Source organism: Chlamydiota bacterium (assembly GCA_012729785.1).
Taxonomy (GTDB): domain Bacteria; phylum Auribacterota; class Tritonobacteria; order UBA1439; family UBA1439; genus UBA1439.
In genome coordinates, this window is record JAAYCL010000035.1 from 1 (window position 1) to 24,043 (window position 24,043).

Below are 24,043 nucleotides of genomic sequence, written 5' to 3' on the forward strand. Positions count from 1 at the left end.
ACTTCCAGGGACGAGCAAACCTCAATTTGGCGCTGTTTACGTATGTCGTGTATAAATCCGGAGAGCTTGTGCCCGGCTATTTGACTAAGCCCTTCGGCGGAAAGCCCACACTTTTTGTTGCATGATCAAATGGAGAGAAACAGCGCAACGGCTCCGCCCCAAAGAGGTTGCGCTTCCTCTTCGGAGGGTGTAGGATCGTGGCGATAGCGCGGCGGCGCCGGGAGGGGGGATGAGGAAGAGGGCGGTCTGCATCGGCATCGATGACTACCGCGGGGCGGGGATCGACCTGCGCGGCTGCGGCAATGACGCGCGCGCCTGGGCCCGCCTCCTCGAGGACGGGTTCGGTTTCAGGCGCGGCGATATCCGGGTCATCCTCGATGCAGACGCAACGCGGCGGACTATCCTCGCGTCGCTCGAACGTCTCGTCGGGGAGGCGCGCCTCGGCGACGTTTGCGTCTTCATCTACTCCGGGCACGGCACGTGGGTTCCCGAGCGGGGCCGGGGGGACGAGGCCGACGGAAGGGACGAGGCGCTGGTCCCGTGGGAGGCGGACTTCGAAAGGCTCATCACCGATGACGAGCTCCGGCCCGTCCTCGACCGTATCCCCAACGGCATCGCCTTCACCGTCATCGCCGACGCGTGCTACTCGGGGACGGCGACGCGCTTTATGCCCGGGGGAAGGATCCGGTGCGTGAAACCCCCCGCCGCCGTCGCGGGGAGGCTCACGGCGGCGGCCCCGATCAGGCGCAGGATCCTGGGGATCGGCGAGGAGCGGATGGCGGAGCTGTATTTGAGCGCCGCCGCGGACGATGAACCGGCATCTGAGGGGGAGTTCGACGGGGTGACGCGCGGAGCCTTCAGCTGGTTCGCCGTGCGGGAGCTCGAGGCGTCGGGGCCCGGGATCACGGGGGAGCAGCTCGTCGCACGCGTGCGAAGGGCTTTGGCGGCCGCGGGCTACCCGCAGCGCCCTCAGATCGAAGGCCCTGCCGCCGCCAAGCGCCGTGCCCTCTTCTCCCCTCTCTAGCTGGGGTCAAATCTTGCCTTGTGCGTTTGGGTCGCGAGAGAAGCTGCAGAGGCTCGGCGTCTGGACTTCGCCGATCGGCATCGAACTTCCGCACACGAAGGCGCGTGTGCAAGGGGGGGGCTATGGCGAGGCCACTCCGCATCCAGTATCCGGGGGCGTACTACCATGTGACCTGCCGGGGTAACGAACGCCGGGAGATCTTCCGCGATGATAGCGACCGGCGGAAGTTCCTCGAGCTTCTTGCGCGCTCCCTGGAGGTCTACTGCGTCACGCTCTTTGTGTACGTGCTCATGCCGAACCATTTCCACCTCGTGCTGCGCACGCTCAAAGCGAACCTCTCGGAGTTCATGCGGCACTTCAACATCTGCTACACGATGGCGTTCAACTGGGCTCACGGGAGGGTCGGGCACCTGTACCAGGGGCGCTATAAGGCGTTCCTGATCGACGCGGATAGCCATCTGCTGGAGGTCTCGCGGTACACGCACCTGAATCCCGTGCGCGGGGAGAGGTGCAAGGGTGCCACGGTCGACAAGAAATGGCGGCACCTCTTGGGTTGCCGCGAAAGCAGCCTCCCCGGCTATCTTGGGCTCGCCCCTCGGCAGCCGTTCGTCGATTACGGGGGCGTTCTGGAGCATTTCGGCGGGGACACAGCGCGAGGGCGGAACGCATATGCGCGGTTTATCCGGGAGTGCCTGGAAGAGGACGGGCGGAATCCGCTGGAGATGGCGCGTGGGCACGGGATCGTCGGGGGGGAGGCGTTCATCGCGTGGGTGAGGGACAAGGTGGTTCCCGCGGCTGAAGACCGGCGCGAGCAGCCCGCCGCGCGTGCGCTCGGCGTCAGAATCGACCCGGAGGTCTTGATCGAGCGCTACTGTGCCGTGACGGGTTCTCAGAGGGACGAAGTCTGCAGGCGCGGGCAGCGGACCGATGGCAGGCTGCTGCTGCAGGAACTCCTCTACAGATATTGCGATCTCACCGGGACAGAGATAGGGGTGCTGATGGGGGGACTGGATTACGCCACGATAAGCCATTGCAGGGCGGAACTCAGATCGAGGATGGAACAAGATGGGCGTCTCGCCGAGAAGTTGGAGAAGTTGGCCGTCCGGATCGCGAAAAAGGCAAAAGGCAAGATTTGACCCCAGGCCCCAGGCGCTGAGGGAACGCCGATCCCCAGCGCCCGGGTCCCGCAGTCAACGTACCGCCGCCCCTTCCGTATCCACCGTGTAGATCGGCATCACGCGGCCGACGGCCAGTGCCGCGGATACCCTGATTTGATACATTCCCGGCTCGACCCCATTGAAGTTGAAATCGAGGACGGGATAGTTCGCGATCGGAGAGGCGACGGTGTGGGGCCCGCCCTTCAAATAGAAGGTCGATGCGGACTCCGTGAACCCACCGTTCCCCGAGTACCCCAGCAGGAAGCGGTAGCTCCCGTCGGGCTGCTGCTTCCATACCTGGATGAACGGATGGAACGGAATATCGATGGTCTGGATATCGGCCGTGACGACGATCCTGTCGTTTGTGGCGTATATGTTTTTGTTCAGTCGCAGATCGATGGGGGGCGCGGGAGCGGGCGGCGGGGCCGGCGTCGGCGTGGGGGTAGGTGTGGGCGGTTCAGGGGTGTACACCGGGTCGAGAGGGTACGGCCCCAGCCATTCCGCGCCGTTCCATGATTCGGCATACACCCGGCCGTGTTCCTGGCACAAATCGTCATACTCCACGAAGAGGGCGATCGCGTTGCCCCGGCCGTCCGAATCCAGGGCGGCGTACGGGCAACGTCCCGTTTCGGACGCGGAGAGCACGACAGGCGCGCCCCACCCGCCACCGTCCCGGTGAAGGGCATAGAGGCGTTCGTGCTGCGCGATGAGCAGGATCGCGTGCTCGTCATCGGTCATTGCGACCGCAACACCGGTCGCATCGGCGGCGTCGATGGCGCCGGCGCTCGACCACGCGCCGCTGTTCCAGAAATTCGAGTAGAGTGTCGAGTGCGCGCCGTCCCAGGACCCGAACACCGCCACACGGCCCGCCGCGCGGCGCGCGGAAAGTTCCGACCAGTAGATGCCGTCATCGTCGCTCTCCTTGCTCCCACGGGCGCTGTACAGGGTCGTTCGCGCGCCCCAGGCCTCCCCGTTCCATTCGGATGCGTACAGGCGCTCATCGACACCGTCGTTGTCGCAGAAGATCGCCGTTGCGGTGCCGTCCCCGCGCATGGCGATATCGTGTGCGAAATCGTATTCGCCTCCGGCATCCAGCGCCTCGGGAGGCGTCCAGCCGGAGCCATTCCACACGGTTCCGCACAGGCGGGAACCGCCGAGATCGTCGGATTCCCAGAACAGCACCGCTGCCCCGCCGCCGTCTCCCGCCGCCGCCACTGGCACTGCCCGCCAGCGATTGAGGCCGTTGTCGATTGTAACCGGTCCCGTCCAGACGGCGCCGTTCCAGCGATTCGCGTAGACCCGGTCGAATTCGCCCTCGCGGTATAGGATAAAGGCGACGACCGCCTCGCCGTTGGCACCCATCGCGAAGTCGAGGTCATAGATCTCCCCGGTCAGATCGCCGGAAACCGGCGCCGCCGAAGACCATGCCGAGCCGTCCCATCGACAGGCGTAGGGGATGTACCCCGCCACGCTGTCGTTCAGCAAAAACAGCGCCATTGCATTCCCCGCAGCGTCGATGCCCACCTGGGAGTATATCGGACTGATGTAGGTGCCCTCCTCCCGGGCGATCAGCACCGGCTCGCTCCAGACGCCGTCTCGCCGGTTCGCCGCGTACAAGTAGTTGTTCCCGAATCCGCGAATGTCGCAGAACAGCGCCACGGCATCTCCCCGCGCGTTCATTGCGACATCGGGCGCCATCGCCGCGAATAGAGTGGCCGCGCTCATCGTCATGCACGACAGGTATGTCGCCGCAACTCTCACGGAACACCGTATCCCCGCTCTCATCGCGCACCTCCCCTTTCCGGACGTTGCTACCGCCGGGGTTCATCGATCCCCGAATGGTCTGCGGCCAGTTTCGCGGCAAGGAGGGAATCGATTGTCAGGCGCGTGTAATTGGAATGTAATTTGAAGTGCGGACGCGGCATGCCGGATACGGCGTCGATCTGAGGAGAGAATCATGTTGATGGAATTGTCCTGCCGGCATCGCCTCACCGCGCGGCGCACGATCGGGAGCTTGACGGGGAGCGTCGATTACAGCACGGTCAGCCGTGCGCGGAAGGAATTGGACTCAAGGATGCGGGTGGATTTCCGGCTCACGAAACGTTTGAGGAACTGACTGTTCGCGTCGGGGGAATGCCGATACGAAGATCTGCCCCCGCAGGGCCCCGTCAGGGCCGATCAGGGTGTCCAGTCTGCGGGCATGCGGAGCGCGGTCTCGGAATCGTAGAGCGCCTTGAGTTCGTCGAACGGCACATCCCTCGCGGTAAGCTCCGCCGCCCGGTCGAGCAGACGGTACTCGTCCGCATCCGGCTCCCGCTCGCGCGACATCAGCGTGTTCCAGTCCCAGGGGAGCAGCTCGAGGCCGTTGAGCGCCATCACGTCGCGCACCAGGTCGCCCCTGACGAACCAGAGGCCGTGCATGTCGAAGATGCCGCAGCGGTCGGGGTCGAGCGTGCCGGCCCGGCAACGACGCCACGCCTCTCCCGCGGGGATAAACGCCCCGGGGGGGAGGTCGAATGGGTCGAACGAGATGCCGAGCGCCTTCACCTGCAGCGCGTCGAGCTGCGGGTCCACGCGCACCCAGCGGCGCCGTGCCGAGTCCCAGTGCTCGACCACCCAGTGGTCCTCGTGGCGCCCCGGCGTGAAGTACGTGGCGAATCCGCACCGCGCGCGCGCCGGGATTCCCGCGTGGCGCAGCATCGAGCAAAGGAGGACCGAATGGTCTCGGCAGTTGCCCACCAGGCGCTTCGAGGGCTCCCGCCTTTCCGCGAGCGGCCTCGGGTCGAGCTCGACGATCCTCGCGAGCATACGCTCGACGGTCCGGAGGTTCACCTCCCTCTTCCGTTCCTCGGCGAGCGTCACGCCGTGCTTCTCGGCCCAGAAGACGTGGAGCATTGCGCCCTGGACGACGCCGCAGAGCCCCCGGACGTCGCGCGGGAGGTTCGCGTAGAGGCCGGCGTGCTTCCCGGGATCCGTCACCGGGCCCTGCGCGCGGTAGAACCGCTGCGCCGCGCCGTCTGCCGACCCCGCCGGCGCGTGCCGGCACCCCGGCAGCGCGGCGGCGAAGAGGCACGACAGCGCTGCGGCGATCATGCGGGTTTCCATGCGGCCCCCCTACCTGAACAACTCCGGCGTGAGCGTCCCGTCCATCAGATCCTGCAGCACCTCAGGATGCCGGCCGAACCAGTCCCACTGCCACTCCGCGTAGAGCATCGCGAGCGCGGTGAGGCCCGCCGTAATGATCTCCCCCGGACAGCCGAGGCGGACCATTCGGACGACGAAGTAGACGACGGCGAGCGTCATGAGGACGTGCCCGGCCTGCGGGATGAGATTCATCCCGTCCCAGCCGAAGACGTAGAGTCCGAGCGTCCCGTACCGGAACATCAGCCCCACGCCGACCGCCATCAGGGGGCGCTGGCGGAGGAGGTAGCCGAGGCAGAAGACGAATATGCTCGGCGCGCAGGAGTTCATCGCGAGCCACCCGTCCACGCCCGCCCCCAGCATCCGCGTGAAGTAGATCGTCGAATTCGCCGCCATGAGAAGATTGAGGGCAACGATGACCCACCCCGCCCTGTCGCGCGTGAAGTCACCGCATGTCCGCGTGTGCATTGATACCTCCTCTATCCGGCGCTTTTCCCCTTCGGAGGCGCGGCCCCGGATCCTCCCCGCCGCCGAGCGCGGCGATCAGTTTTTGCGGACCGGAATGCAGATATCCACGATATGCTTCTTTTCCGGATGCGTGCAGGAGTCGTTCTTCTGCAGCTCGAAGCTCAAGCCCTCCGCGGGGCGATAGCCGTTCTCCGGCAGCCAGCGGTCGTACATGAAGCCCCACGCGTCCGCGAACTCCCGTTCCGCGATGACGAAGCCTCCGACTGCGCAGGTGTTCTCCGGAATAGTCATCGTGTTGATCCCGGCCGGCGCGGGGACGATCCTCTGAAGGGTGATCCCGAGCCAGAGCCGTTTTTCACTTTCGGGAACGCCGGGGGGATCGGGATAGATGCAGATGATCTTTGTCGTGCGCGGGAAATCCCAGTATCCGTTCGGGATGGCCCACCCGGTCAGTTTCCCGAGGAGCTCATCGTAGACCTCCCCCCCGCCCTCGTGTAATCCTTTGTGCTCCACGTAGGCCACGTGGATCTCAGGCATCTTCTGCACGCGCACCTCCCCTTTACCCGAATGATGGGGAGCTGTTGCGCAACCGAACGTAAGCAGGTTCACTGTCACTGCGAACGCAATGAACGCTGTTCTGCTGAGGGCAATCTTCATGATGAATCCCTTTGCGGTGCGGGGCGCGTTCGTGCTCCCGGGGTGAAAATTCAAGAATAACGATTTGAGCCCACGCGAACCAAGCTGGCCGTCACCCGTGCACGATCTCCGAGCCCCAGTCGAAATCGGCCGAATCCTCGAACCATTTCGGCCAGTGCGTGCACCAGCCGGGCACGGCCGCGTTTTGCACCCGCTCCACGGAGGGGTGGTACGGCTTCAGGTCGAGGATCGGCGTCCCGTCCTCGGCGTCGATCCACGGGACGCGGATTATGCCGGCGACGCGGTCGATGCCGAGCACGGGCGCCACGCTGGCCGCGATCGGATTGGGCCGGGCGGGCGAGCGCGTCGCGAACACGCCGAGCGTCGCCGGGCCTTTCCGATACGGCCGCTCGCATGTCACCGCGCCGCGCGGGCCGGCGCCGTCGAGCAGGTGGCACCACCATAGGACGTCCACGTGGCTGAAGCCCTCCAGGCCCTCGAGGCCCGCCCGGTACTCCTCCGCGATCTCGAGCCGGAAACCGCGCTGGTCCGCCCTGACATACCCTATCGGGGATATCCTGAATTCGCCCTTCTTCATGGTTCGTCGTCTCCCTTCTCGGTCAGGCATGGGGGGCGGAATGCCCGCCCCCCGTGGCGAAAACGCAAAACGCAAGATTTGACCCCAGGGGTCAAAGGGGTTTCACCGGGATGCAGATGTCGGCGTGCACCTCGCCCTTCGGATCCGAGTCGGGGTCGCCGTGGTAGAACTCGAGGCACGGCGCGTCGCCTGGCTGGTAGCCGCTCGACGGGAACCATTCGGCCATGAACCGCCCGAAGACCTCGCCGACGTCCTGCGGCCTGCCGCGCCAGCGGTGGACCGCGTACATCCCCCCCTGGAAACGCTTCTCGGAGACCGGCCCTTCCACCTTCACGCCCTCGCCGATCGTGACGCAGGCGTCGTAGCGGCACTTGGCCGCCTCGGTGATCTCCGGATTGTCGTACGACGCGCCGATGACCTGCGCGCCGGGCCCGAGGATGCCGCGCGGCCCCGCCCAGCGCATCAGCGTCTCGTACGCCTCGTGGATCGCCTCCCCCTCGTACCCGTTTCTGCTGCTCACGTACGCGACGCGGTACGCGGGCAGCTCCTTCACCTCCACCTTCATGACGCACCTCCCTGGTTGTGGTGGCGAATCCTGTCGCGCACCACGGTACCGCGTCCGGGCGGAGGGCGCTTTCCAATCCTTGCGGTTCGCTTTGCGCATCTTGCTCTTGTTCGCCCCCCCCGACGCCCGCCATTCGGACGCGCTCGCCCCGAATCGTTCCCGGAAGGCGCGGGCGAACGCGGCGGAGGAGCCGAAGCCGCAGTCCAGGGCGATGTCGGTGACGCTGCGCGCGGGGTCGTTGAGGAGGGTGCCCGCGGCCTTCTCGAGGCGGAGCCGCCGGATATGGTCGTAGAGCGTCTCGCCGGTCATCGCCGTGAAGAGGCGGTGGAAATGGAACGGGCTGAAGAGAGCCGAGCGGGAGACGGTTTCGACGGTGAGCTCCCCGTCGAGGTGCGCCCGGATATAGTCGCGAGCGAGGTTGATGCGCCGCGTGTACTCCTTCACGAGCGCCGGCCGCACGATCGCCTTCATCGGCGGGTATGATAGCACACGGGGCGGGGGGCGGACAGGCCGGCCTGCCGGAGCGGCGGCGCGGAGCGGGAGAGGCGTTCTCCCGGCGATTGGATGGAGAAAAGCGGAGAGCGGATATCCCGCGGACACCGTTTCGCCTCCCGCGACAGGGGCGTCGGTCCCGGCGTCCACTGCCGCGGCACGGCTCAGCATCCGGCATCGCCCGGACGAGGAAACGGCGTTTCGGCGGAGATTTGGTGTGAGGAGATCTCCCGCCATGCAGGCCGCGCCGGATGGAACGCGCTGCAGCGCACGGTGGTGCCGAAACCAACCGCCCCCTTCGCTCCGCGTGTGCCCCCCACAGCCTTATCCCCGTGAAAGCGGGAATCCGAACATACATGTCGTATCTTGTATGATCCGTATGGATCCCGGCGTCTGCCGGAATGACGCGGTGGAGCGCCTGGCCCGTTTCGAAATGGCCTGCGATCGGAGCATCAAATCCCGTCCGTCTCGGGTTGACACGTCACAACATGCTTTATGCGTTCGAGTTCGGGCGCGCGACGGAACAGCCCGCACCGGCGAAGAAACCTGCCATACGTCCCGTTTCCGGGATGCGGACAAAATCCTTGCATAGTATGTCTTGACAATCTTCCGAAATCGAGTACATTACACCTTGTAATAACCATTCCTGAGGGGGGGATTGTTCGATGAAAGATGTTCAGAGGTTGAGAATTACTCGGCAGCGCCAGCTTATCCTCGACGAACTCAAAAAGGTGGTGACGCACCCCACCGCGGACGAGCTCTACCGGATGGTGCGGGAGCGGTTGCCCCGTGTCAGTCTCGGGACGATCTATAGGAATCTCGAGACGCTCTCCGGGCGGGGGGTGATACGGAAGCTCGAGCTCGCCGGGACACAGCGCCGCTACGACGCCACGACGGAGACCCACTACCATATCCGCTGCAACCGGTGCGGCTGCGTCGAGGACCTCGAGATGAAGCCGCTGGAGGCGATCGAGAGCGCCGCGAGCGCCGTCACCCGCTTCACCGTGACCGGGCACACGATGGAGTTCGAGGGCGTCTGTCCGAACTGCGTCCCGACCGCACAGTAGGGCCCTTCCCGCGCCCCGCGTTTTCGCCGTGCTCTCCCCTTGGGCGCGATGCGCCCGACTCCGCGGCGGCGACGATCCCCCCGCTCCGCACATGCGGCGAAAAGTCAACACGAGGCGGAATAATAATGAGGTTGCCTTCAGGCCCCATTTCTCTATCATAGGATCCGGATACCGGAGGCGGAAAGGAGGGGGCGATGACGAAACGTCTGCAGGTCTACAGGTGCGATATGTGCGCCAACATCGTGGAGGTGCTCCACGAGGGGGCGGGGGCGCTTTTTTGCTGCGGCCAGGAGATGAAGCGCTTCGAGGAGAACACCGTCGACGCCTCCCGCGAGAAGCACGTGCCGGTCATCGAGAAGACCGCCGCGGGGGTCAAGGTCCGCGTCGGAAGCGTCCCGCACCCGATGGAGGAGAAGCATTACATCGAGTGGATAGAACTCGTCGCGGACGGGGTCGTCTGCCGCCGGTTCCTCAAGCCCGGCGATCGGCCGGAGGCGGAGTTCGCCGTCTCCGGGGCGCAGCTTTCCGCGCGCGCCCTCTGCAACCTGCACGGCCTCTGGAAGGCGTGAACGGTTCCCGGGGAGGGTGCGGATGCGCATAGAAGAGCGGTCCGGCGGGCTCGTCGTGGTCGACTTCACCGATCTCGAGGCGTGCAAGATCGCCGCGAACATAGAGCGCGAGGGGATCGCCTTCTACGAGGCGCTGGCCGGCCGGCTGGCCGGCCGCGCGGCGCGGGAGACGATCCTCGGCCTGGCGCGGCAGGAGCGTGAGCACCTCGCGTTCTTCGAGGATGAACTGGCGAGGGTCAGGCGCGAAAAGGAGGACCCGTTCGAGGAGGACGACCTCGCCGACGTGCTCGACAGCGGGATCTTCAGGCCGTACCAAGACCTCGCCGGCGCCGTGAAGACGCCGGCGAAGGCGCTCTCTCTCGGCGTGCTGATCGAGGATCGGACGGTGCGGTTCTACGACATCTGTCGCGAACGCACCCGGAGCGCGGCGGCGGCGCGCCAGCTCGAGCGCATCATCGGCGAGGAGCGCCTGCACGCGAAGCTGCTCCGGGAGATGCGGGAAGCGCTGCCGGCGGGCTGAGGGCCGGTTCGCCGCGGAAGCCGCGGGGGGGGACGATGATCAATACGAAGATGCAGAACGCGCTGAACGCGCAGATGAACCGCGAGCTCTACTCGTCGTACCTGTACCTTGCGATGGCCGCCTTCTTCGAGTCGGTCAATCTGCGGGGGTTCGCCAACTGGATGAAGGTGCAGGCGCAGGAGGAGCTCGTGCACGCCATGAAGTTCTTCAGCTACGTCGTCGACCGCGGCGGCCGCGTCACGCTCGCGGCGATCGACGCCCCGCCGGCGGCCTGGACCTCGCCCCTCAACGCCTTCGAGGAGGCCTATGCGCACGAGCAGAAGGTCACCGGCTGGATCGGCGACCTCGTCACCTTGGCCGGCAAGGAGGAGGATCACGCCACGCACAACCTCCTCCAGTGGTTCGTGAACGAGCAGGTGGAGGAGGAGGCCTCGGCGGACGGGATCGTGCAGAAGCTGCGGCTGGTCGCCGAGGCCCCCGGCGGGCTCTTCATGATCGACCGCGAGCTCGCGGCGCGCGTCTTCACGCCCCCGCCGGCCGCTCCCGCGGGCTGAAAGGCCTTCGGGCCGGGGAGTTGCGCCGCTCCACGCGGATCGGCGATCGCAGGGCGCTCCGCCGCGCTCAGTGCGCGGCGAGAGCGAGTCGTTTCATCTGCGCCGTTTCGGCTGCGGCGGCGGACAGGAGGGTGCGGTGCTGCGCGAACTCACGGACGCCGATTTCACGCGGGAGGTCGTCGAATCAGGCCGGCCGTACGTGGTGCTCTTCTCCTCGTCCTGGTGCGGGATGTGCGCGAAGGTGGCGCCGCGGGTGCAGACCCTCGAGGAGAAGCACCGGGAGACGCGGTTCGGCAAGGTCGACATCGCCGTCTCCGCCAAGACCGCCGCCGCGTTCGGCGTCCTCGCCATCCCCGCGGTGCTCTTCTTCAAGGACGGGGCCGAGAAGGCCCGGCTCTCGGGCAACGTCTCCGACGATGATCTCGCGCGGGCGCTGGAGAGGCTGGCGTGATCCAGAACTTCCTCGACGGCCTCGATGCGTATCTCCAGGGGGCGCCGTTCCTGGCGTTCCTCGCGGCATACCTCGGCGGCTTCCTCGTCAGCCTGACGCCCTGCGTCTATCCGGTCATCCCGATCACCGTCGCCTACATCGGCGGGCAGAGCGGGGGCTCGCGCGGGAAGGCCCTGCTCCTCTCCCTGGCGTACGTGCTCGGGATGGCGGTCACCTACACCGCGCTGGGGAGCATCGCCGCCCTGACCGGGACGCTCTTCGGGAGCGTCCAGTCGAGCCCGTGGACCTACCTCGTCGTCGGGAACCTCTTTTTCCTCCTCGGCCTCTCGATGCTCGACGTCTTCGCGCTCCCGCTGCCGCGATTCCTCTCCGGCGCGGGGGCCGCGCAGGGGCGGCGCGGGTTCGCCGGGGCGTTTCTCGTCGGCGCGGCGTCCGGGTTCGTCCTGGGTCCCTGCACCGCCCCGGTGATGGCGGTGCTTTTGGGCTACGTGGCGAGCGAGGGGAACGTCGCGTTCGGCATGAGCCTGCTCTTCGTCTTCGCCCTCGGGATGGGGACGCTCCAGATACTGGTCGGGACCTTTTCCGGCCTCCTCGCCGGCCTTCCCGCCGCGGGCGCATGGATGGTGCGGATCAAGCAGTTCTTCGGATGGGTCTTGATCGCGATGGGGGAGTATTTCGTCTTCACCGCCGGCAACCTGTGGATCTGAAAGGAGGGATCGAATGCGTGTTTCGTGCGTCCTCGCACTATCCGTCGTCATCGCCCTGTGCGCGGCGGGGATCGCCGCCGCCGCGCCCGCGCCCGGCGACCGGGCGCCCGATTTTTCGCTGAAGGATCTCGACGGGAAGACGGTGAAGCCGGGAGATTTCGCGGGGAAGGTCGTGCTCATCTCCTTCAACACCACCTGGTGCCCCCACTGCCGCATGGCGATCCCGGGGCTCAACGCGATCGCCGCGGCCCGCAAAGACCAGGGGTTCGTCCTCCTCAGCATCTACATCCAGGAGAGCGCGAAGAAGGTCTCCGCGTTTGCCGCCAAACACGGCATCGCGTACCGCGTACTGCTCGACGAGAGCGGCGCGACCGCCAAGGCCTACGGGGTGCGCGGCATCCCGAGCAAGACCCTCATCGGGAAGGACGGGACGATCGTCTGCCGCGACTGCCGCGACGTGGAGAAGGAGCTGGAGAAGCTTTTGGGCGGTACGGGGAAGTAGGCGCCCGGCGTTTCCCCGCCCGCGCGACGCCGGGAAGGAAGGTGCGGCGGCCGCCGCCGTCGTCCCGTACGCCTGTTCCCCCGCCTACACGGAACGTCCCCCGGGGAGCGCCCCGCGGGGCGCTCCCGGGAGGTCCGCGCCGATGGACGCCGAAGCCGTCCCCAGGCGCCTCAACCGTCTCTTCCGCGAGAAGAGCCCCTATCTGCTTCAGCACGCCTCCAACCCGGTCGATTGGCGTCCATGGGGGGGCGAGGCGTTCGCGGCGGCCCGCCGCGGACGCAAACCGCTCTTCATCTCGATCGGCTACTCGGCCTGCCACTGGTGCCACGTGATGGAGCGGGAGTCGTTCGAGGACGAGGAAATCGCCGCCCTCCTGAACGAGCATTTCATCCCGATCAAGGTGGACCGGGAGGAGCGCCCGGACGTCGACAAGGTCTACATAGAGGCGTGCGCGGCGATGACCGGGGGCGGCGGCTGGCCCCTCACCGTCCTGGCGACGCCCGACGGGAAGCCGTTCTTCGCCGGCACCTATCTCCCCGCACGGAGGCGCGGCGGGATGCCCGGCCTCGCCGAACTGCTCGCGCCGTACCTCGGCGCGATGGGGCCGGTGGGAGGAAGGGCGGCGGCGTACGTCTGCGGCGGGAGCGCCTGCGCGCTCCCGGTGACGGAGCCGGAGAGGTTCGAGGCGATGCTCGACGCGGAGGTGCGGCGATGAGGGACGCGGCGGTGCGGATGGCGTGCCTGGCGGCGCTCGTATGCGCGGCGCCGGGCGCGGGAGGGGAGGTGCGTATGCGGCTCACCAGTTCGGCGTTCGAGGAGGGCGGGGCGATACCGGCCAGGCACACCTGCCGGGGGGAGGATATCTCGCCGCCGCTCGCGTGGGACGGCGTTCCCGCCGCGGCGAAAAGCCTGGCGCTCATCTGCGACGACCCGGACGCGCCGATGGGCACCTGGGTCCACTGGGTGGTGTTCGATATACCGCCCGAGACCCGCGCCTTCCGCGAGGGGGTCCCCAAGACCGACAAGCTCGAGGGCGGCGCGAGGCAGGGGATGACCGACTTCGGCGCGGTCGGCTACGGGGGGCCCTGTCCGCCGAGCGGGACGCACCGGTATTTCTTCACGCTCTACGCCCTCGACGCGAAGCTCGATCTCGCGGGCACGGTCACCAAGGAGCGCCTCCTCGCGGCGATGAAGGGCCGCGTGCTCGCGGAGGCGCGGCTCGTCGGAACGTTCAAGAAGTAGGGGGGGCGGTGTTCAGGGACAGGGTCGACGCGGGGCGGAGGCTCGCCTGCGCGCTCGAGAAGTACCGGGGGAGCGGCGCGTTGGTGCTCGCCATCCCGCGCGGCGGCGCGGTGGTGGGGGACGAGGTGGCGCGGCACCTCGAGGCGGATTTCTCCCTCGTGGTATCGAGAAAACTGCCGTTCCCCGCCGACCCGGAATCCGGCTTCGGGGCGATCGCCGAGGACGGGAGCGTCTTCATCCACGAGGCGGCGGCGCGGTGGGTGGCGCGGGACGAGGCGGAGGAGATCGCCCGCGCCCAGCGCAACGAGATCCGGCGCAGGATCAGGGCGCTGCGGGGCGGGCGGCCGCTTCCCCCGATCCAGGGGAGGACGGTGATCCTCGTCGACGACGGGATCGCCATGGGCTCGACGATGCGGGCAAGCATCATGCTGTGCCGGCGGGCGGGGGCGGGGAGGATCGTGGCGGCGGCGCCTGTGGCGGGGCCCGATGTCGCCCGGGCGATCGGGCGGGAGGCGGACGAGGCGGTGATCCTCGAGATCCCGGAGGATTTTCACGCCGTCGCCCAGGCGTACGCGGACTGGCACGATCTCTCCGACAAGGAGGTTCTGGAGCTGATGCGGCGATGGGAGAAGCCGCCAAATGTGGCGCGCCATGGCGGGGAGACGGATCGAGGCGGAGGTGGCGGAGGCGTTCGGGAGAGAGTTCGTTAAGGGGAACGTGCCCGAGGTGAACGAGGTGCGGTGCACTGGCCGCTCCCACTGCGCGGTCCTCTGCGGGAAACCCGGCCCAGACGCGCCCGGCATCAGGAACCGCATCGGCGACGGCGCGCGCGATGGCCTGCCCGACGGAGGCGATCTTCATCGTGAGCCGTCCGACGGGCGCGAAACCGCAGGCGCTCTGACCTGAAAGCGCCGGCACGGGGGGGATGGGCGAATCGCCGCCCCGGCCCGCGCGACGGGCAGGGAGGAGAAGATCCGCGCCTTCCTCGCGCGGCGGGCCTAGCGCGCCGGGCGCGCCTGGGGTATACTAGTAATCTTTCCGGAAGGGGGATCGATGATCAGGTTGGCGCTGGGCATCGTCATAGGGGGCGGGGCGGGGTTCGCCGTCGGGTATTTCGGCAGGTGCGCGACGGGGACCTGCCCGCTCACGAGCAACCCGTGGGTGAGCACCGTCGTCGGCGCCGTCATCGGGGCGCTCGTCGCGCGCGGGCGGTGATCGTTCCCGCCGCGGGGGAAAGGGGTCGACGATGGAGATTCCGCACGAGGTCGCCCGCCTCTTCACCGCGCAGCACTTCGCGATCGTCGCGACCGTCGGGAAGGACGGGACGCCGCACGCCGCCTGCAAGGGGATCGTGAAGATGGAGGCGGAGGGGCGCGTCTACCTCCTCGACCTCTACTCGGGGACCACCTCCCGCAACCTCGAACGGAATCCGCGGATGAGCATCACCGCGGTGGACGAGGACCATTTCGCCGGCTACTGCCTGAAGGGGACCGCCCGGCTCGCGGAGGCGGATGAGATGGACCCGGCGCTGATCGAGGAGTGGCGCGGGAGGATCAGCAGGCGCATCACGCACCGGATCATCAAGAGCATCCGGGGAGAGAAGCCGCACCCGCGGCACCCGGAGGCGCTCCTCCCCGTGCCGAAGCGGCTGATCGTCCTCGAGGTGGACGGGATCGTGGATCTCACGCCCGGGCATATGAAATGAGCGCGGCCCCGCCCCCCGATCCGACACTCGTCGCGGGCATCGCCGGGAGCCCCCGGGAGGGCGGGAACACGGACCTGCTCCTCGACGAGGCGCTGCGCGGGGCGGAGGAGGGCGGCGCCCGGACGGTGAAACTGGCGCTCCGCCGCCTTCGCATCGCCCCCTGCAACGGCCGCGAGGAGGCGGCGGCCGGCGAACCGTGCGCCGTGCGGGACGGGATGCGGGAGGTCTTCGCCGCCGTACGCGGCGCCGGGGCGGTCGTCCTCGCCTCGCCGATCTACTTCGGCAGCGTGAGCGCCCAGATGAAAACGATGATCGACCGGTTCCAGTGCGTCTGGCTCGCCGAGCACCGTCGGGGGATCCGGCTTTTTCCCGGCGAGCGGGTGTGCGGTTTCATCGCCTGCGCCGCGGGCGACCGGAGGGATTTTTTCGAGAACGCGCGCCAGGTCGTGCGGAACTGGGCCGCGACGGCGCACGCGCGGCTCTGCGAAGAGCTCTACTGCCCGGGCGTGGAGGACAAGGGGGTCGTGGCGGGGATGCCGGAGACGCTGCGGGCGGCGCGCGCGCTGGGCGCGCGGCTTGTCGGGAAAACCTAAACGCCGCCACAGAGGACACAGAGCGCGCAGAGAACACCAAAGCCTGAAGCGAGAAACAAGAAACTGTAGTTTCGGCGGCAGGTCTCTGTGTCCTCTGTGCACTCTGTGGCACCTATAAAGAAAGGATGATCGTATGGCGAAGGTGACGGTGTACGGCACGGCGACGTGCCCCTGGTGCACGAAGGCGAAGTCGTACCTCGAGGGGAAGGGGGTCCAATTCGAGTATGTCGACGTCGGGACCGACCGGGCGCGCGCGGAGGAGATGATGCGCAGGTCGGGCCAGATGGGCGTCCCCGTGATCGAGATCGACAGCGCGATGATCGTCGGGTTCGACAGGGGGGCGATCGACAGCGCGCTGGGGCTCTAGGCGGGCGATGGAACGGATCGAGGTGCGGGCCGTCAGGAGGGTGCGCGGAGACGATCTGCTGCGCCTCTACCGCGAGGCGGGCTGGTGGAAGCCGTCCGCTCCGCCTCCGCCCGGATACCTGGAGGCGCTCGTGCGGGGCTCCGTCTGCTTCGTCGGGGCCTTCTGCGAACGGCGCCTCGTCGGGATGGGGAGGGCGCTCTCGGACGGGGTGAGCGACGCCTACATCCAGGACGTGACGGTCCTGCGCGACTTCAGGAACCGCGGGGTCGGCGGGCGGATCATCGCCGAGATCGTCCGGTGTCTGCGGCGCCGCGGCGTCGACTGGATCGGCCTCGTCGCCGAGCCGGGCGCGCACACCTTCTACCGGGGCCTCGGCTTCCGTGCGATGCGGGGCTTCCGCCCGATGCGATGGAGGGGGCGATGACCCGCCTCGACCCCGGCTCCTTCAAGCGGGTGCAGCTCGACGACCGCGCGATCATCCAGCCGTTTTTCGCCGCGGCGAACCGCAACTCGTCCGACTACAACTTCGTCAACCTGTACGCGTGGGGCGAGATCTACGGACTCGGATGGAGGATCTGCGATGGCCGGCTCCTCATCTACAGCGCGAGGGACGACGTCCTCCTGATGCCGGTCGGGGCGCCGATCTCCGCCGCGGGGATGCGCCTCCTTTCCGACGATCTCCGCGAGGCGGGGAAACGCGGCGACTTCGCGTTCGTCGACGCGGAATTCGTCGAGAAGACCCCCGCCCTCGGCGAGACGTTCGAAATGATCGTCGATACCGACAACGCCGACTACGTCTACTCGGCGAAGGCCCTGGTGGAGCTCAAGGGCAACCGGCTGCACCGGAAGAAGAACCTGCTCTCGCAGTTCCGGCGCAACAACCCCGGGGCGCGCTGCGAGCCGATGGAGAAGCGCCACGCCGCGGACTGTTTCGCCCTGGCCGAAAAATGGTGCGAGGAGAAGTTCTGCGAGCAGCTCGCCTTCACGCACGAGACCTCCGCGATGAAGCGCGCCCTCGACGCGTTCGACGCGCTGGGCCTCGAGGGCCTTGTGCTCTTCGCGAACGGGCGGCTCGCGGGGTTCTCGGTCTTCGACCGACTGAACCAGAACACCGCCGACGTCCATTTCGAGAAGTACGACCCGTTGATCAAGGGCTCGGCGCAGGCGATCAACTGGGAGACCGCGCGCCTGCTCCAGGGCCGGTACGAGTATATCAACCGCGAGCAGGACGTCGGGATCGAGGGGCTTCGGAAGTCGAAGCGCTCGTACTGTCCCGCGTTCACGGTGAAGACATATCTGTTGCGGAGGCGCGCCTGAACAGCCGCCGGTCCGGGAGGCAAAGAGCGCGCCCGGTGCAGGCTGACCGGCGCGGCGTTGCGCGCCGGGGATACGCAGGGGGGAACGGATGAGGGATCTCCACCCGGTCGTCCACGCGCTGCTGGCCACCCTCTTCACGTGGGGGATGACCGCGGCCGGGGCGAGCCTCGCGCTTGTCGGGCGCGGATTCAGCCGGAAGGCGCTCGACGGAATGCTCGGGTTCGCCGCCGGGGTGATGATCGCGGCGAGCTACTGGTCGCTCCTCGCCCCCGCGATAGAGATGTCGGAGGGGAAGGCGCTGCCCGCCTGGTTTCCGGCCGCGGCCGGATTTCTCCTCGGCGGCGCCTTCCTCTGGCTCGTCGACCGGACCCTCCCGCACCTCCACCTCTTCTTCGCCGGCGAGGAGGCCGAGGGGATCCATACAAAATGGCGCAGGACCACGCTCCTCGTGACGGCGATCACCCTGCACAACATCCCCGAGGGGCTCGCCATCGGGGTCGCCTTCGGCGCGGCGGCCGCCGGCCTCCCCTCCGCCTCGTTCGCGGGGGCGGTCGCCCTCGCCCTCGGGATCGGCATCCAGAATTTTCCCGAGGGGCTCGCGGTCTCGATGCCGCTCCGCCGGGAGGGCTTGTCCAAACGGATGAGCCTCTGGTACGGGCAACTCTCCGCAACGGTCGAGCCGGTCGCGGCGGTGCTGGGCGCGGCGCTCGTCCTCGTCGCGATGCCGGTGCTCCCGTACGCGCTCGCCTTCGCGGCCGGGGCGATGATCTATGTCGTGGTCGAGGAGATCGTGCCCGAGTCGCAGCGCGGCGGCAACACCGACTTCGCCACGCTCGGCGCGATGACGGGGTTCGCCGTGATGATGGTGCTCGACGTGGGGCTGGGATAGGACTGCCGTTTCTCGTTTTCTCGTTTCTCGTTGAGAGGGAGGGGGGACAGGATGCACCGGGATATCGATCCGACGGCGCTGTTCAAGGTGACGTACGGCCTCTATATCGTCTCCTCCTGCGACGGGGAGAAGGCGACCGGCCTCATCGCCAACACCGTCAGCCAGGTGACCGCCGATCCGCCCCGGATCTCGGTCTGCATCCACAAGGACAACCTCACGCACGACTATATCGCCAAAAGCGGAACCTTCGCCGTCTCCGTCCTCGACGAATCGGCGCCGCTCAAGTTCATCGGCATCTTCGGTTTCAACTCGGGCCGGAAGATCGACAAGATACCCAAGGTCTGTTCGAGGATCGGGAAGACCGGCTGCCCGGTCGTCACCGAGAACGCCCTCGCGGTCTTCGAGGGGAGGGTCGTCTCGACGGTCGACGCCGGGACGCACAGCATCTTCATCGCCGACCTGGTGGAGGCGGAGACCTTGAAGGCGGGGAAGCCGCTCACCTACGCCTACTACCGGGAGCATCTGCGGGGGAAGACCCCCAAGAACGCCCCCACCTACATGCCGGCGTCCGCCTCGGGCGCCGCGGAGAACGAGCGAAAGGAGAACCCGATGCAGAAGTACATCTGCGACGTTTGCGGCTACGTGTACGACCCGGCCGAGGGCGACCCGGACAACGGCGTTGCCGCCGGCACCCCGTTCGAGAAGCTCCCCAACGCCTGGGTCTGCCCGATCTGCGGCGCGGGCAAGGACCAGTTCTCGCCCGAGGGGTGAGCCGCAGAGGGCCCGTTGTTGCACGGGAGGCATGCGGGACGCGCGTGCGGCCGGGGATGACACCCGGCCGTTTGCCGCCACGCCTTGCCGTTTCTGAACCGACAGAGGGCCGCATGAGATCCGCACGCGGAAGGATCGGGGAGATCGTCGCGATCCTTCGGGAGAACTACCCGGAGAGCCGCACGGCGCTCCGGCACGAGGACCCGTTCCAGCTGCTCGTCGCCACGATCCTCTCGGCCCAGTGCACGGACGCGCGGGTCAACATGGTCACCCCGTCCCTCTTTGGGAAGTACCCGACCGCCGCGCACTTCGCGAGGGCGAAACAAGCCATCCTCGAGAAGGAGATCCGCTCGACGGGATTCTTCCGGAACAAGGCCAGGAATATCATCGGGGCGGCGAAGCACATCGTCGCGGAGCACGGCGGCAACGTGCCCGACACGATGGAGGAGCTGGTGGCGCTTCCGGGCGTGGCGCGCAAGACGGCGAACATCGTCCTCTCGAGCGCCTACGGGAAGGCGGAAGGGATCGCCGTGGACACGCACGTGCGCCGGCTCTCGCGGAGGCTCGGCTTGAGCGCCGAGGAGGACCCGGTGAAGATCGAGCGCGACCTGATGGCGATCGTCCCGAAGGGGGACTGGCTGGACTTCAACCACCTGCTGGTGAACCACGGGCGGGCGATCTGCCGGGCGAAGAAGCCGCGCTGCCCCGACTGCCCCCTGAAGCGCCTCTGCCCGTCGGCGACGAAGTTCTTCCCCGAGCTCTGACCTCCTCACGGGCGGGGCCGTTCGGACCACCTCCTGGCGGCGGGGGACGCTACCGCCTCTCGATCTCGAACGAGATCGGCACCCGGATCTCCAGCGGGGAGGGGCCGAGACGGGGAGGGGGCGGCGGGAACGGGGCGGCGCGGCGCACCGTCATCCCCGCCTCGGCGTCGAGGATCGGCGAGAGGGAGCTTTGCACGACCCGGACGCCGGAGACGTCCCCGTCGGTGAGTATCCTGAAGGCGACGACGGCCGTTCCGCGCTGCCCCTCGTTGAGCGCCTCGGAGGGGAATCTCTTCCGCGTGGCGATTTTGCGCCGGACCGCGGCGAGATAGTCGTCGCGCCCCCCGCCCCCCGTCATGGCCGCCCTTCCGTCGTTGCCGCGCGAGGGGAGGGACGCCAGAAAGGCGGGGGGCGCCGCGCCGCCTTCCGCCTCTTCCCGGGAGGGGGCGGACGCGGCGTCGGGCGCGATCGCCGCCGCGCGGAGGCGCCGCTCGCGGGGCCTGTCCGTTTCCGGATCGGAGTCCCGCGAAGATTCGGCCTCGCCGACCGGCCGTGGGGAAGCGGGGATAAACGCCGCGCTGGAGGGGGAGGCCGCGGCGGTCTCGCAGACGGAGCCCACGGTGAAGGCGCACGCCCACTCCTCCTCCGCCGTCCCGGCGGGGAGGCGCGCCGTCCATCCCGCCGCAAACGCGGCGGCGTGGACGAGCAGGGAGAGCAGGAGCGCCGCCCCAAGCCTCTTGTCGCCGATCATGGCCCGCCTCCGCATCGCCGCATTCGGCGGGGCCCCTCGCGGAGACCCCGCCCCCCATGGTATGTACCATACCGGCGCCGGGCGAGGCAACCGATATAGTTGGCCTTGTATATCGGGGGCGGCGGGCCCGTTTCCCCGCCCCGCGGGGGCGTCCGCCGGACCCTTCCGTGAAACCGGATGGCCGGCGGGGCTGTCGTTTCGCGCCGGCGCGCCGGCGCGGGTGCGCCCCCGCGGCCCCCGCAGATCCATGGCGGATCCCGGTCATGGCGCCCCGGATCGTGAAAACCGGCGTTTCCCCGGGCGCGTTCCCCTTGTGCCCGCGCAGGGGGAGGGGGTATACTGGCGGCGTATGAAACTCCGCCTGAAGGTGAGCATCGTCAACGCCCGCGGCGAGGGGTTCATGGGTATCGGGCTCGTCTGGCTGCTGCGGCGGGTCAAGCGATTCAAGTCGATCCATCGAGCCGCCGCGGACATGGAGCTCTCCTACGTCAAGGCGCTGAAGATTCTCAACCGCCTCGAGAAGAACCTGGGGCGCAAGGTCGTCATCCGCACGAGGGGCGGCGCGAAACACGGCGGGGCGGAGATCACGCCGTTCGCCGAACGCTACATCGAGGAGTACGACCGGTTCCTCTCCGCGCTCAACGCACACGCCGAAAAGTCGTTCAGCCGCCGACGCCTCCTCTCCCGTCGCTGATCCATCCCCTCCCGCCCTCCGCGCCGCGCGCGGCCTGCGCGCAGACGATCCGCACGCCCGCCGCGCCGGAAATCGCGGTGTCCAAAAATGTCCGAAAAATAATGTTGACACCCCGATATACATTGGTATATATATCGGCCTCTAAAAATACCGCGCCGCCCCTGCGCGGGGGGTCGCGGGGGACGCCGGACAGAGGGAGGGGGCGTTGATGCGCACGGGCAGGGTATCCTTGGCGGTGTCGATGATCATCCTTGGTGTCGCTCTCGCGCCATGCGGCACGGCGTTCTGCCAGGCGGCTTCGGATGCGGCCGACGCGGCGGCCCCGGCGACCGGGCCGGGCACCCCCGCTGCGGATGCGGCGGCCGTTCAGGACGCGACCGCGGAGACGGGCTCGGATCAGGCGGCCGCCCCCTCCCCGTCGCCCGCCGCCACCCCCGCGGGGCCGCTCTCCTTCATCGCCCCCCAGGGCGCCCCCGCCGGTTTCAACGAGAGCGGCTACGTGCCGTACACCCTCGGGGAGATCGTGGTCGCGGGGCAGACGAAGGCGAACGAGATCGCCCTCTACAACGAGGTCTCCGCGGAGAAGATCGCGGCCACAAACAGCAAGACGGCGGCCGAGGCGCTGCGCTACGCCACGGGCGTGCAGGTGCTGCAGGGCGCCAAGAACGAGCCCGACGTGAGCATCCACGGGATGGGGCAGGAGAAGGTCCTGGTGCTGATCGACGGCGTCCCGTACTACGAGACGAACTACGGGAAGCTCAACCTGAGCCAGATCCCCGCCGACATCATCGCCAAGATCGAGGTGATCAAGGGAGCCCCCTCCGTCATCTACGGACCGAACGCGGAGGCAGGCGTCATCAACATCGTCACCAAGAACGCCGGGAAGCCGTTCACGCTGGGGAGCAACGTCGAGCTCGGCGAGAAGGACCACAACCGCGTCTCGGCGACGACCGGGGGCGAGGAGGGGGTCTTCAAATACTGGTTCAATTACACGCACAACGAGACGAGCGCATGGAGGATGTCCGACAACTTCAAGGCGGCCGAGGGGACGATTTTCAGCAAGCCCGGGGGGCCGCGGCGGGCGGTCATCGACGACGGCGGTTTCCGGAGCAACTCCAGCTTCAAGACCGACAGTTTCTGGGCGAAATTCGGCGTGACGCCTGCCGAGGACTCCGAGTATTTCGTGAACGCCTACTGGATCATGTCCAAGTGGGGCTGGCCGCCGTCGGTCGCCGATACCACCGTCTTCCCGGACCCGCCCGCCTTCTCGCAGTTCGCCCGGTTCGACAGGTACGACGACTGGGGGGTGGATTTCAACGCGAAGCAGCGGATCACGGAGAAGTTCCTCCTGCGCAACAACGCCTATTTCCACAACCACCAGGACGCGCTCGTGTCATACACGGACGAGGACTACACGGACAAGCTCGCCCGCAGCGCCTACAGGGACTACTCGGTGGGGGACAGCGTCATCGCCGACTACGACCTGACGAAGTGGGACACGTTCCGGCTCGCCTTCCACTACAAGATCGACTCGCACCGCGAGCGCGACGACTCGTACCTCCCGTTCTCCGAGTCGCTCTCGAACACCGGATCGGTCGCCGCCGAGAACGAGTTCCGTCTCGTCAAGAACCTGACCGCCGTCGCCGGCATGGGCTGGGACTGGTTCGACGTCTGGAAGTCGCAGCGGAACACGACGAGCAAGATGGACGGGGCGTTCACCGGGCGGCAGAACAACGAGCGGCCGAGCCTGAAGGATATGCTGACGCCGATGGGCGGCCTCGAGTACCGCCTTCCGGACACGACCAAGCTCTTCACCTCGCTGGCGAGGAAGGGGCGCTTCCCCACCCTGCAGCAGCTCTACTCGAGCAAGGGGGGCAACGCCGACCTCGACCCCGAGACCAGTCTCAACTACACCCTCGGCGCCTCCCGCTCCTTTTTCGACGGGATGGCGTGGGCGGAGGTCGCGTACTTCAATCACTACCTGCGGGACTACATCAGCCGCGACGGACCCGATCCCACGAATATCTACCGGAACTACGGGAAGATCATCATGAACGGCATCGAGCTCAACACGGAGCTCAAACCGTTCGAGCGCGCCGCCTTCACCCTCGGCTATACCTACAACCACGCCCGCGACCGGAGCAGGGGTCACGCCTCCGACTATGTGGTGGACCTCCCCGCGCACAAGATCGACATGGGCCTCCGCTATACGCTCCCGTACACCGAGACCAGGATCGATCTCACGCAGCAGATCACCAGCAAGATATTCTCGCAGCTCCCCACCGCGCAGGACCCGGAGCTTGACGAGGAGGTGGCGAAGGGCTACTATCTCTGCAACGTCAAGTTCACGCAGCCGCTCACCCGCTATCTCGACGGCTATGTCTCCCTCGAGAACATCTGGGACCGCAACTACGAGACCGTCTACGGCTTCCCGCAGCGGGGGAGGACGGTCCTCTTCGGGATCGACGCCAAGTACTGAGCGGCGAGGACGGCGGCGGG

The 24,043-nt window shown here is 67.6% G+C and carries 31 protein-coding genes; 24 read left to right on the top strand and 7 right to left on the bottom strand.

The genetic code is table 11. The features are described from left to right. Positions 1 to 229 precede the first annotated feature (229 nt). Both GXY35_07835 and GXY35_07840 read left to right on the top strand, forming a co-directional pair. Positions 230 to 1,024, top strand: a complete 795-nt coding sequence (locus GXY35_07835) for a caspase family protein (protein ID NLW94483.1) — start codon at positions 230 to 232, stop codon at positions 1,022 to 1,024. Positions 1,025 to 1,146: 122 nt separating this feature from the next. After that, complete coding sequence (locus tag GXY35_07840; protein ID NLW94484.1) at positions 1,147 to 2,160, top strand: hypothetical protein; 1,014 nt, start codon at positions 1,147 to 1,149, stop codon at positions 2,158 to 2,160. Positions 2,161 to 2,214: 54 nt separating this feature from the next. On the opposite strand, the gene GXY35_07845 is transcribed toward GXY35_07840, so the two are convergent. After that, positions 2,215 to 3,942, bottom strand: a complete 1,728-nt coding sequence (locus GXY35_07845; protein NLW94485.1) for a hypothetical protein — start codon at positions 3,940 to 3,942, stop codon at positions 2,215 to 2,217. A gap of 196 nt (positions 3,943 to 4,138) precedes the next feature. Between GXY35_07845 and GXY35_07850 the strand changes: the two genes are divergently transcribed. Continuing rightward, positions 4,139 to 4,297: a hypothetical protein gene (locus tag GXY35_07850; GenBank protein NLW94486.1), complete on the top strand. Its 159-nt coding sequence runs from the start codon at positions 4,139 to 4,141 to the stop codon at positions 4,295 to 4,297. A gap of 62 nt (positions 4,298 to 4,359) precedes the next feature. On the opposite strand, the gene GXY35_07855 is transcribed toward GXY35_07850, so the two are convergent. The 5 genes from GXY35_07855 to GXY35_07875 form a co-directional block, all read right to left on the bottom strand. Then, positions 4,360 to 5,274 carry a transglutaminase domain-containing protein gene (locus tag GXY35_07855; GenBank protein ID NLW94487.1) on the bottom strand — a complete coding sequence of 305 codons (915 nt, stop codon included), beginning with the start codon at positions 5,272 to 5,274 and terminating at the stop codon, positions 4,360 to 4,362. Positions 5,275 to 5,295: 21 nt separating this feature from the next. Next, positions 5,296 to 5,790, bottom strand: a complete 495-nt coding sequence (locus GXY35_07860) for a hypothetical protein (protein NLW94488.1) — start codon at positions 5,788 to 5,790, stop codon at positions 5,296 to 5,298. A 75-nt stretch (positions 5,791 to 5,865) separates the two neighbouring features. Then, positions 5,866 to 6,336, bottom strand: coding sequence for a GyrI-like domain-containing protein (locus GXY35_07865; protein ID NLW94489.1), 471 nt, complete (start codon positions 6,334 to 6,336; stop codon positions 5,866 to 5,868). A gap of 202 nt (positions 6,337 to 6,538) precedes the next feature. Further along, positions 6,539 to 7,024: an SAM-dependent methyltransferase gene (locus GXY35_07870; protein ID NLW94490.1), complete on the bottom strand. Its 486-nt coding sequence runs from the start codon at positions 7,022 to 7,024 to the stop codon at positions 6,539 to 6,541. Positions 7,025 to 7,115: 91 nt separating this feature from the next. Next, the gene (locus GXY35_07875) at positions 7,116 to 8,060 is read right to left on the bottom strand and encodes an AraC family transcriptional regulator (protein ID NLW94491.1); all 945 of its coding nucleotides are present in this window, start codon (positions 8,058 to 8,060) and stop codon (positions 7,116 to 7,118) included. Positions 8,061 to 8,746: 686 nt separating this feature from the next. Between GXY35_07875 and GXY35_07880 the strand changes: the two genes are divergently transcribed. The 19 genes from GXY35_07880 (at position 8,747) to nth (ending at position 20,099) form a co-directional block, all read left to right on the top strand. Further along, entirely contained in the window at positions 8,747 to 9,148 is a 402-nt protein-coding gene (locus GXY35_07880) for a transcriptional repressor (protein ID NLW94492.1), read from the top strand. 194 nt (positions 9,149 to 9,342) lie between these two features. Beyond that, positions 9,343 to 9,717 carry a desulfoferrodoxin gene (locus GXY35_07885; GenBank protein NLW94493.1) on the top strand — a complete coding sequence of 125 codons (375 nt, stop codon included), beginning with the start codon at positions 9,343 to 9,345 and terminating at the stop codon, positions 9,715 to 9,717. Between the two features lie 22 nt (positions 9,718 to 9,739). Continuing rightward, the gene (locus tag GXY35_07890; GenBank protein NLW94494.1) at positions 9,740 to 10,237 is read left to right on the top strand and encodes a ferritin family protein; all 498 of its coding nucleotides are present in this window, start codon (positions 9,740 to 9,742) and stop codon (positions 10,235 to 10,237) included. 35 nt (positions 10,238 to 10,272) lie between these two features. Beyond that, entirely contained in the window at positions 10,273 to 10,791 is a 519-nt protein-coding gene (locus GXY35_07895; protein ID NLW94495.1) for a ferritin, read from the top strand. A gap of 136 nt (positions 10,792 to 10,927) precedes the next feature. Further along, positions 10,928 to 11,242, top strand: coding sequence for a thioredoxin family protein (locus GXY35_07900; GenBank protein NLW94496.1), 315 nt, complete (start codon positions 10,928 to 10,930; stop codon positions 11,240 to 11,242). Beyond that, positions 11,239 to 11,949: a hypothetical protein gene (locus GXY35_07905; protein ID NLW94497.1), complete on the top strand. Its 711-nt coding sequence runs from the start codon at positions 11,239 to 11,241 to the stop codon at positions 11,947 to 11,949. Before GXY35_07900 ends, GXY35_07905 begins: the two co-directional genes overlap by 4 nt. A gap of 13 nt (positions 11,950 to 11,962) precedes the next feature. Further along, positions 11,963 to 12,451 (top strand): TlpA family protein disulfide reductase, encoded by a 489-nt coding sequence (locus GXY35_07910; protein ID NLW94498.1) that lies wholly within the window; start codon positions 11,963 to 11,965, stop codon positions 12,449 to 12,451. Positions 12,452 to 12,593: 142 nt separating this feature from the next. Next, on the top strand, positions 12,594 to 13,166 hold the full coding sequence (locus GXY35_07915; protein NLW94499.1) for a thioredoxin domain-containing protein: 573 nt from the start codon (positions 12,594 to 12,596) through the stop codon (positions 13,164 to 13,166). Between the two features lie 74 nt (positions 13,167 to 13,240). Then, positions 13,241 to 13,693, top strand: coding sequence for a YbhB/YbcL family Raf kinase inhibitor-like protein (locus GXY35_07920; protein NLW94500.1), 453 nt, complete (start codon positions 13,241 to 13,243; stop codon positions 13,691 to 13,693). Positions 13,694 to 13,701: 8 nt separating this feature from the next. Further along, entirely contained in the window at positions 13,702 to 14,403 is a 702-nt protein-coding gene (locus tag GXY35_07925) for a phosphoribosyltransferase (protein NLW94501.1), read from the top strand. A 343-nt stretch (positions 14,404 to 14,746) separates the two neighbouring features. Next, positions 14,747 to 14,908: a hypothetical protein gene (locus GXY35_07930; protein ID NLW94502.1), complete on the top strand. Its 162-nt coding sequence runs from the start codon at positions 14,747 to 14,749 to the stop codon at positions 14,906 to 14,908. A gap of 31 nt (positions 14,909 to 14,939) precedes the next feature. Further along, positions 14,940 to 15,398, top strand: a complete 459-nt coding sequence (locus tag GXY35_07935; protein ID NLW94503.1) for a pyridoxamine 5'-phosphate oxidase family protein — start codon at positions 14,940 to 14,942, stop codon at positions 15,396 to 15,398. Further along, positions 15,395 to 15,991: a flavodoxin family protein gene (locus GXY35_07940; protein ID NLW94504.1), complete on the top strand. Its 597-nt coding sequence runs from the start codon at positions 15,395 to 15,397 to the stop codon at positions 15,989 to 15,991. The genes GXY35_07935 and GXY35_07940 overlap by 4 nt, the downstream gene beginning before the upstream one ends. 133 nt (positions 15,992 to 16,124) lie before the next feature. Further along, on the top strand, positions 16,125 to 16,358 hold the full coding sequence (locus tag GXY35_07945) for an NrdH-redoxin (protein ID NLW94505.1): 234 nt from the start codon (positions 16,125 to 16,127) through the stop codon (positions 16,356 to 16,358). 7 nt (positions 16,359 to 16,365) lie between these two features. Beyond that, positions 16,366 to 16,782 carry a GNAT family N-acetyltransferase gene (locus GXY35_07950; GenBank protein ID NLW94506.1) on the top strand — a complete coding sequence of 139 codons (417 nt, stop codon included), beginning with the start codon at positions 16,366 to 16,368 and terminating at the stop codon, positions 16,780 to 16,782. Continuing rightward, complete coding sequence (locus GXY35_07955) at positions 16,779 to 17,675, top strand: DUF2156 domain-containing protein (protein NLW94507.1); 897 nt, start codon at positions 16,779 to 16,781, stop codon at positions 17,673 to 17,675. The genes GXY35_07950 and GXY35_07955 overlap by 4 nt, the downstream gene beginning before the upstream one ends. Before the next feature lie 88 nt (positions 17,676 to 17,763). Beyond that, positions 17,764 to 18,564: a ZIP family metal transporter gene (locus tag GXY35_07960; protein NLW94508.1), complete on the top strand. Its 801-nt coding sequence runs from the start codon at positions 17,764 to 17,766 to the stop codon at positions 18,562 to 18,564. 51 nt (positions 18,565 to 18,615) lie between these two features. Beyond that, the gene (locus GXY35_07965) at positions 18,616 to 19,335 is read left to right on the top strand and encodes a High molecular weight rubredoxin (GenBank protein ID NLW94509.1); all 720 of its coding nucleotides are present in this window, start codon (positions 18,616 to 18,618) and stop codon (positions 19,333 to 19,335) included. Between the two features lie 113 nt (positions 19,336 to 19,448). Next, positions 19,449 to 20,099: an endonuclease III gene (nth, locus tag GXY35_07970; GenBank protein ID NLW94510.1), complete on the top strand. Its 651-nt coding sequence runs from the start codon at positions 19,449 to 19,451 to the stop codon at positions 20,097 to 20,099. Positions 20,100 to 20,148: 49 nt separating this feature from the next. Here the strand turns inward: nth and GXY35_07975 are convergent, their stop codons facing one another. Further along, positions 20,149 to 20,850 carry an energy transducer TonB gene (locus GXY35_07975; GenBank protein ID NLW94511.1) on the bottom strand — a complete coding sequence of 234 codons (702 nt, stop codon included), beginning with the start codon at positions 20,848 to 20,850 and terminating at the stop codon, positions 20,149 to 20,151. Positions 20,851 to 21,199: 349 nt separating this feature from the next. Here GXY35_07975 and GXY35_07980 point away from each other — a divergent pair, with 349 nt between their 5' ends. Together GXY35_07980 and GXY35_07985 are read left to right on the top strand one after the other, a co-directional pair. Then, positions 21,200 to 21,544: a LysR family transcriptional regulator gene (locus tag GXY35_07980; GenBank protein ID NLW94512.1), complete on the top strand. Its 345-nt coding sequence runs from the start codon at positions 21,200 to 21,202 to the stop codon at positions 21,542 to 21,544. Between the two features lie 208 nt (positions 21,545 to 21,752). Further along, a complete protein-coding gene (locus tag GXY35_07985; protein ID NLW94513.1) occupies positions 21,753 to 24,023 on the top strand; it encodes a TonB-dependent receptor in 2,271 nt (756 codons plus the stop codon). Positions 24,024 to 24,043: the final 20 nt, after the last annotated feature.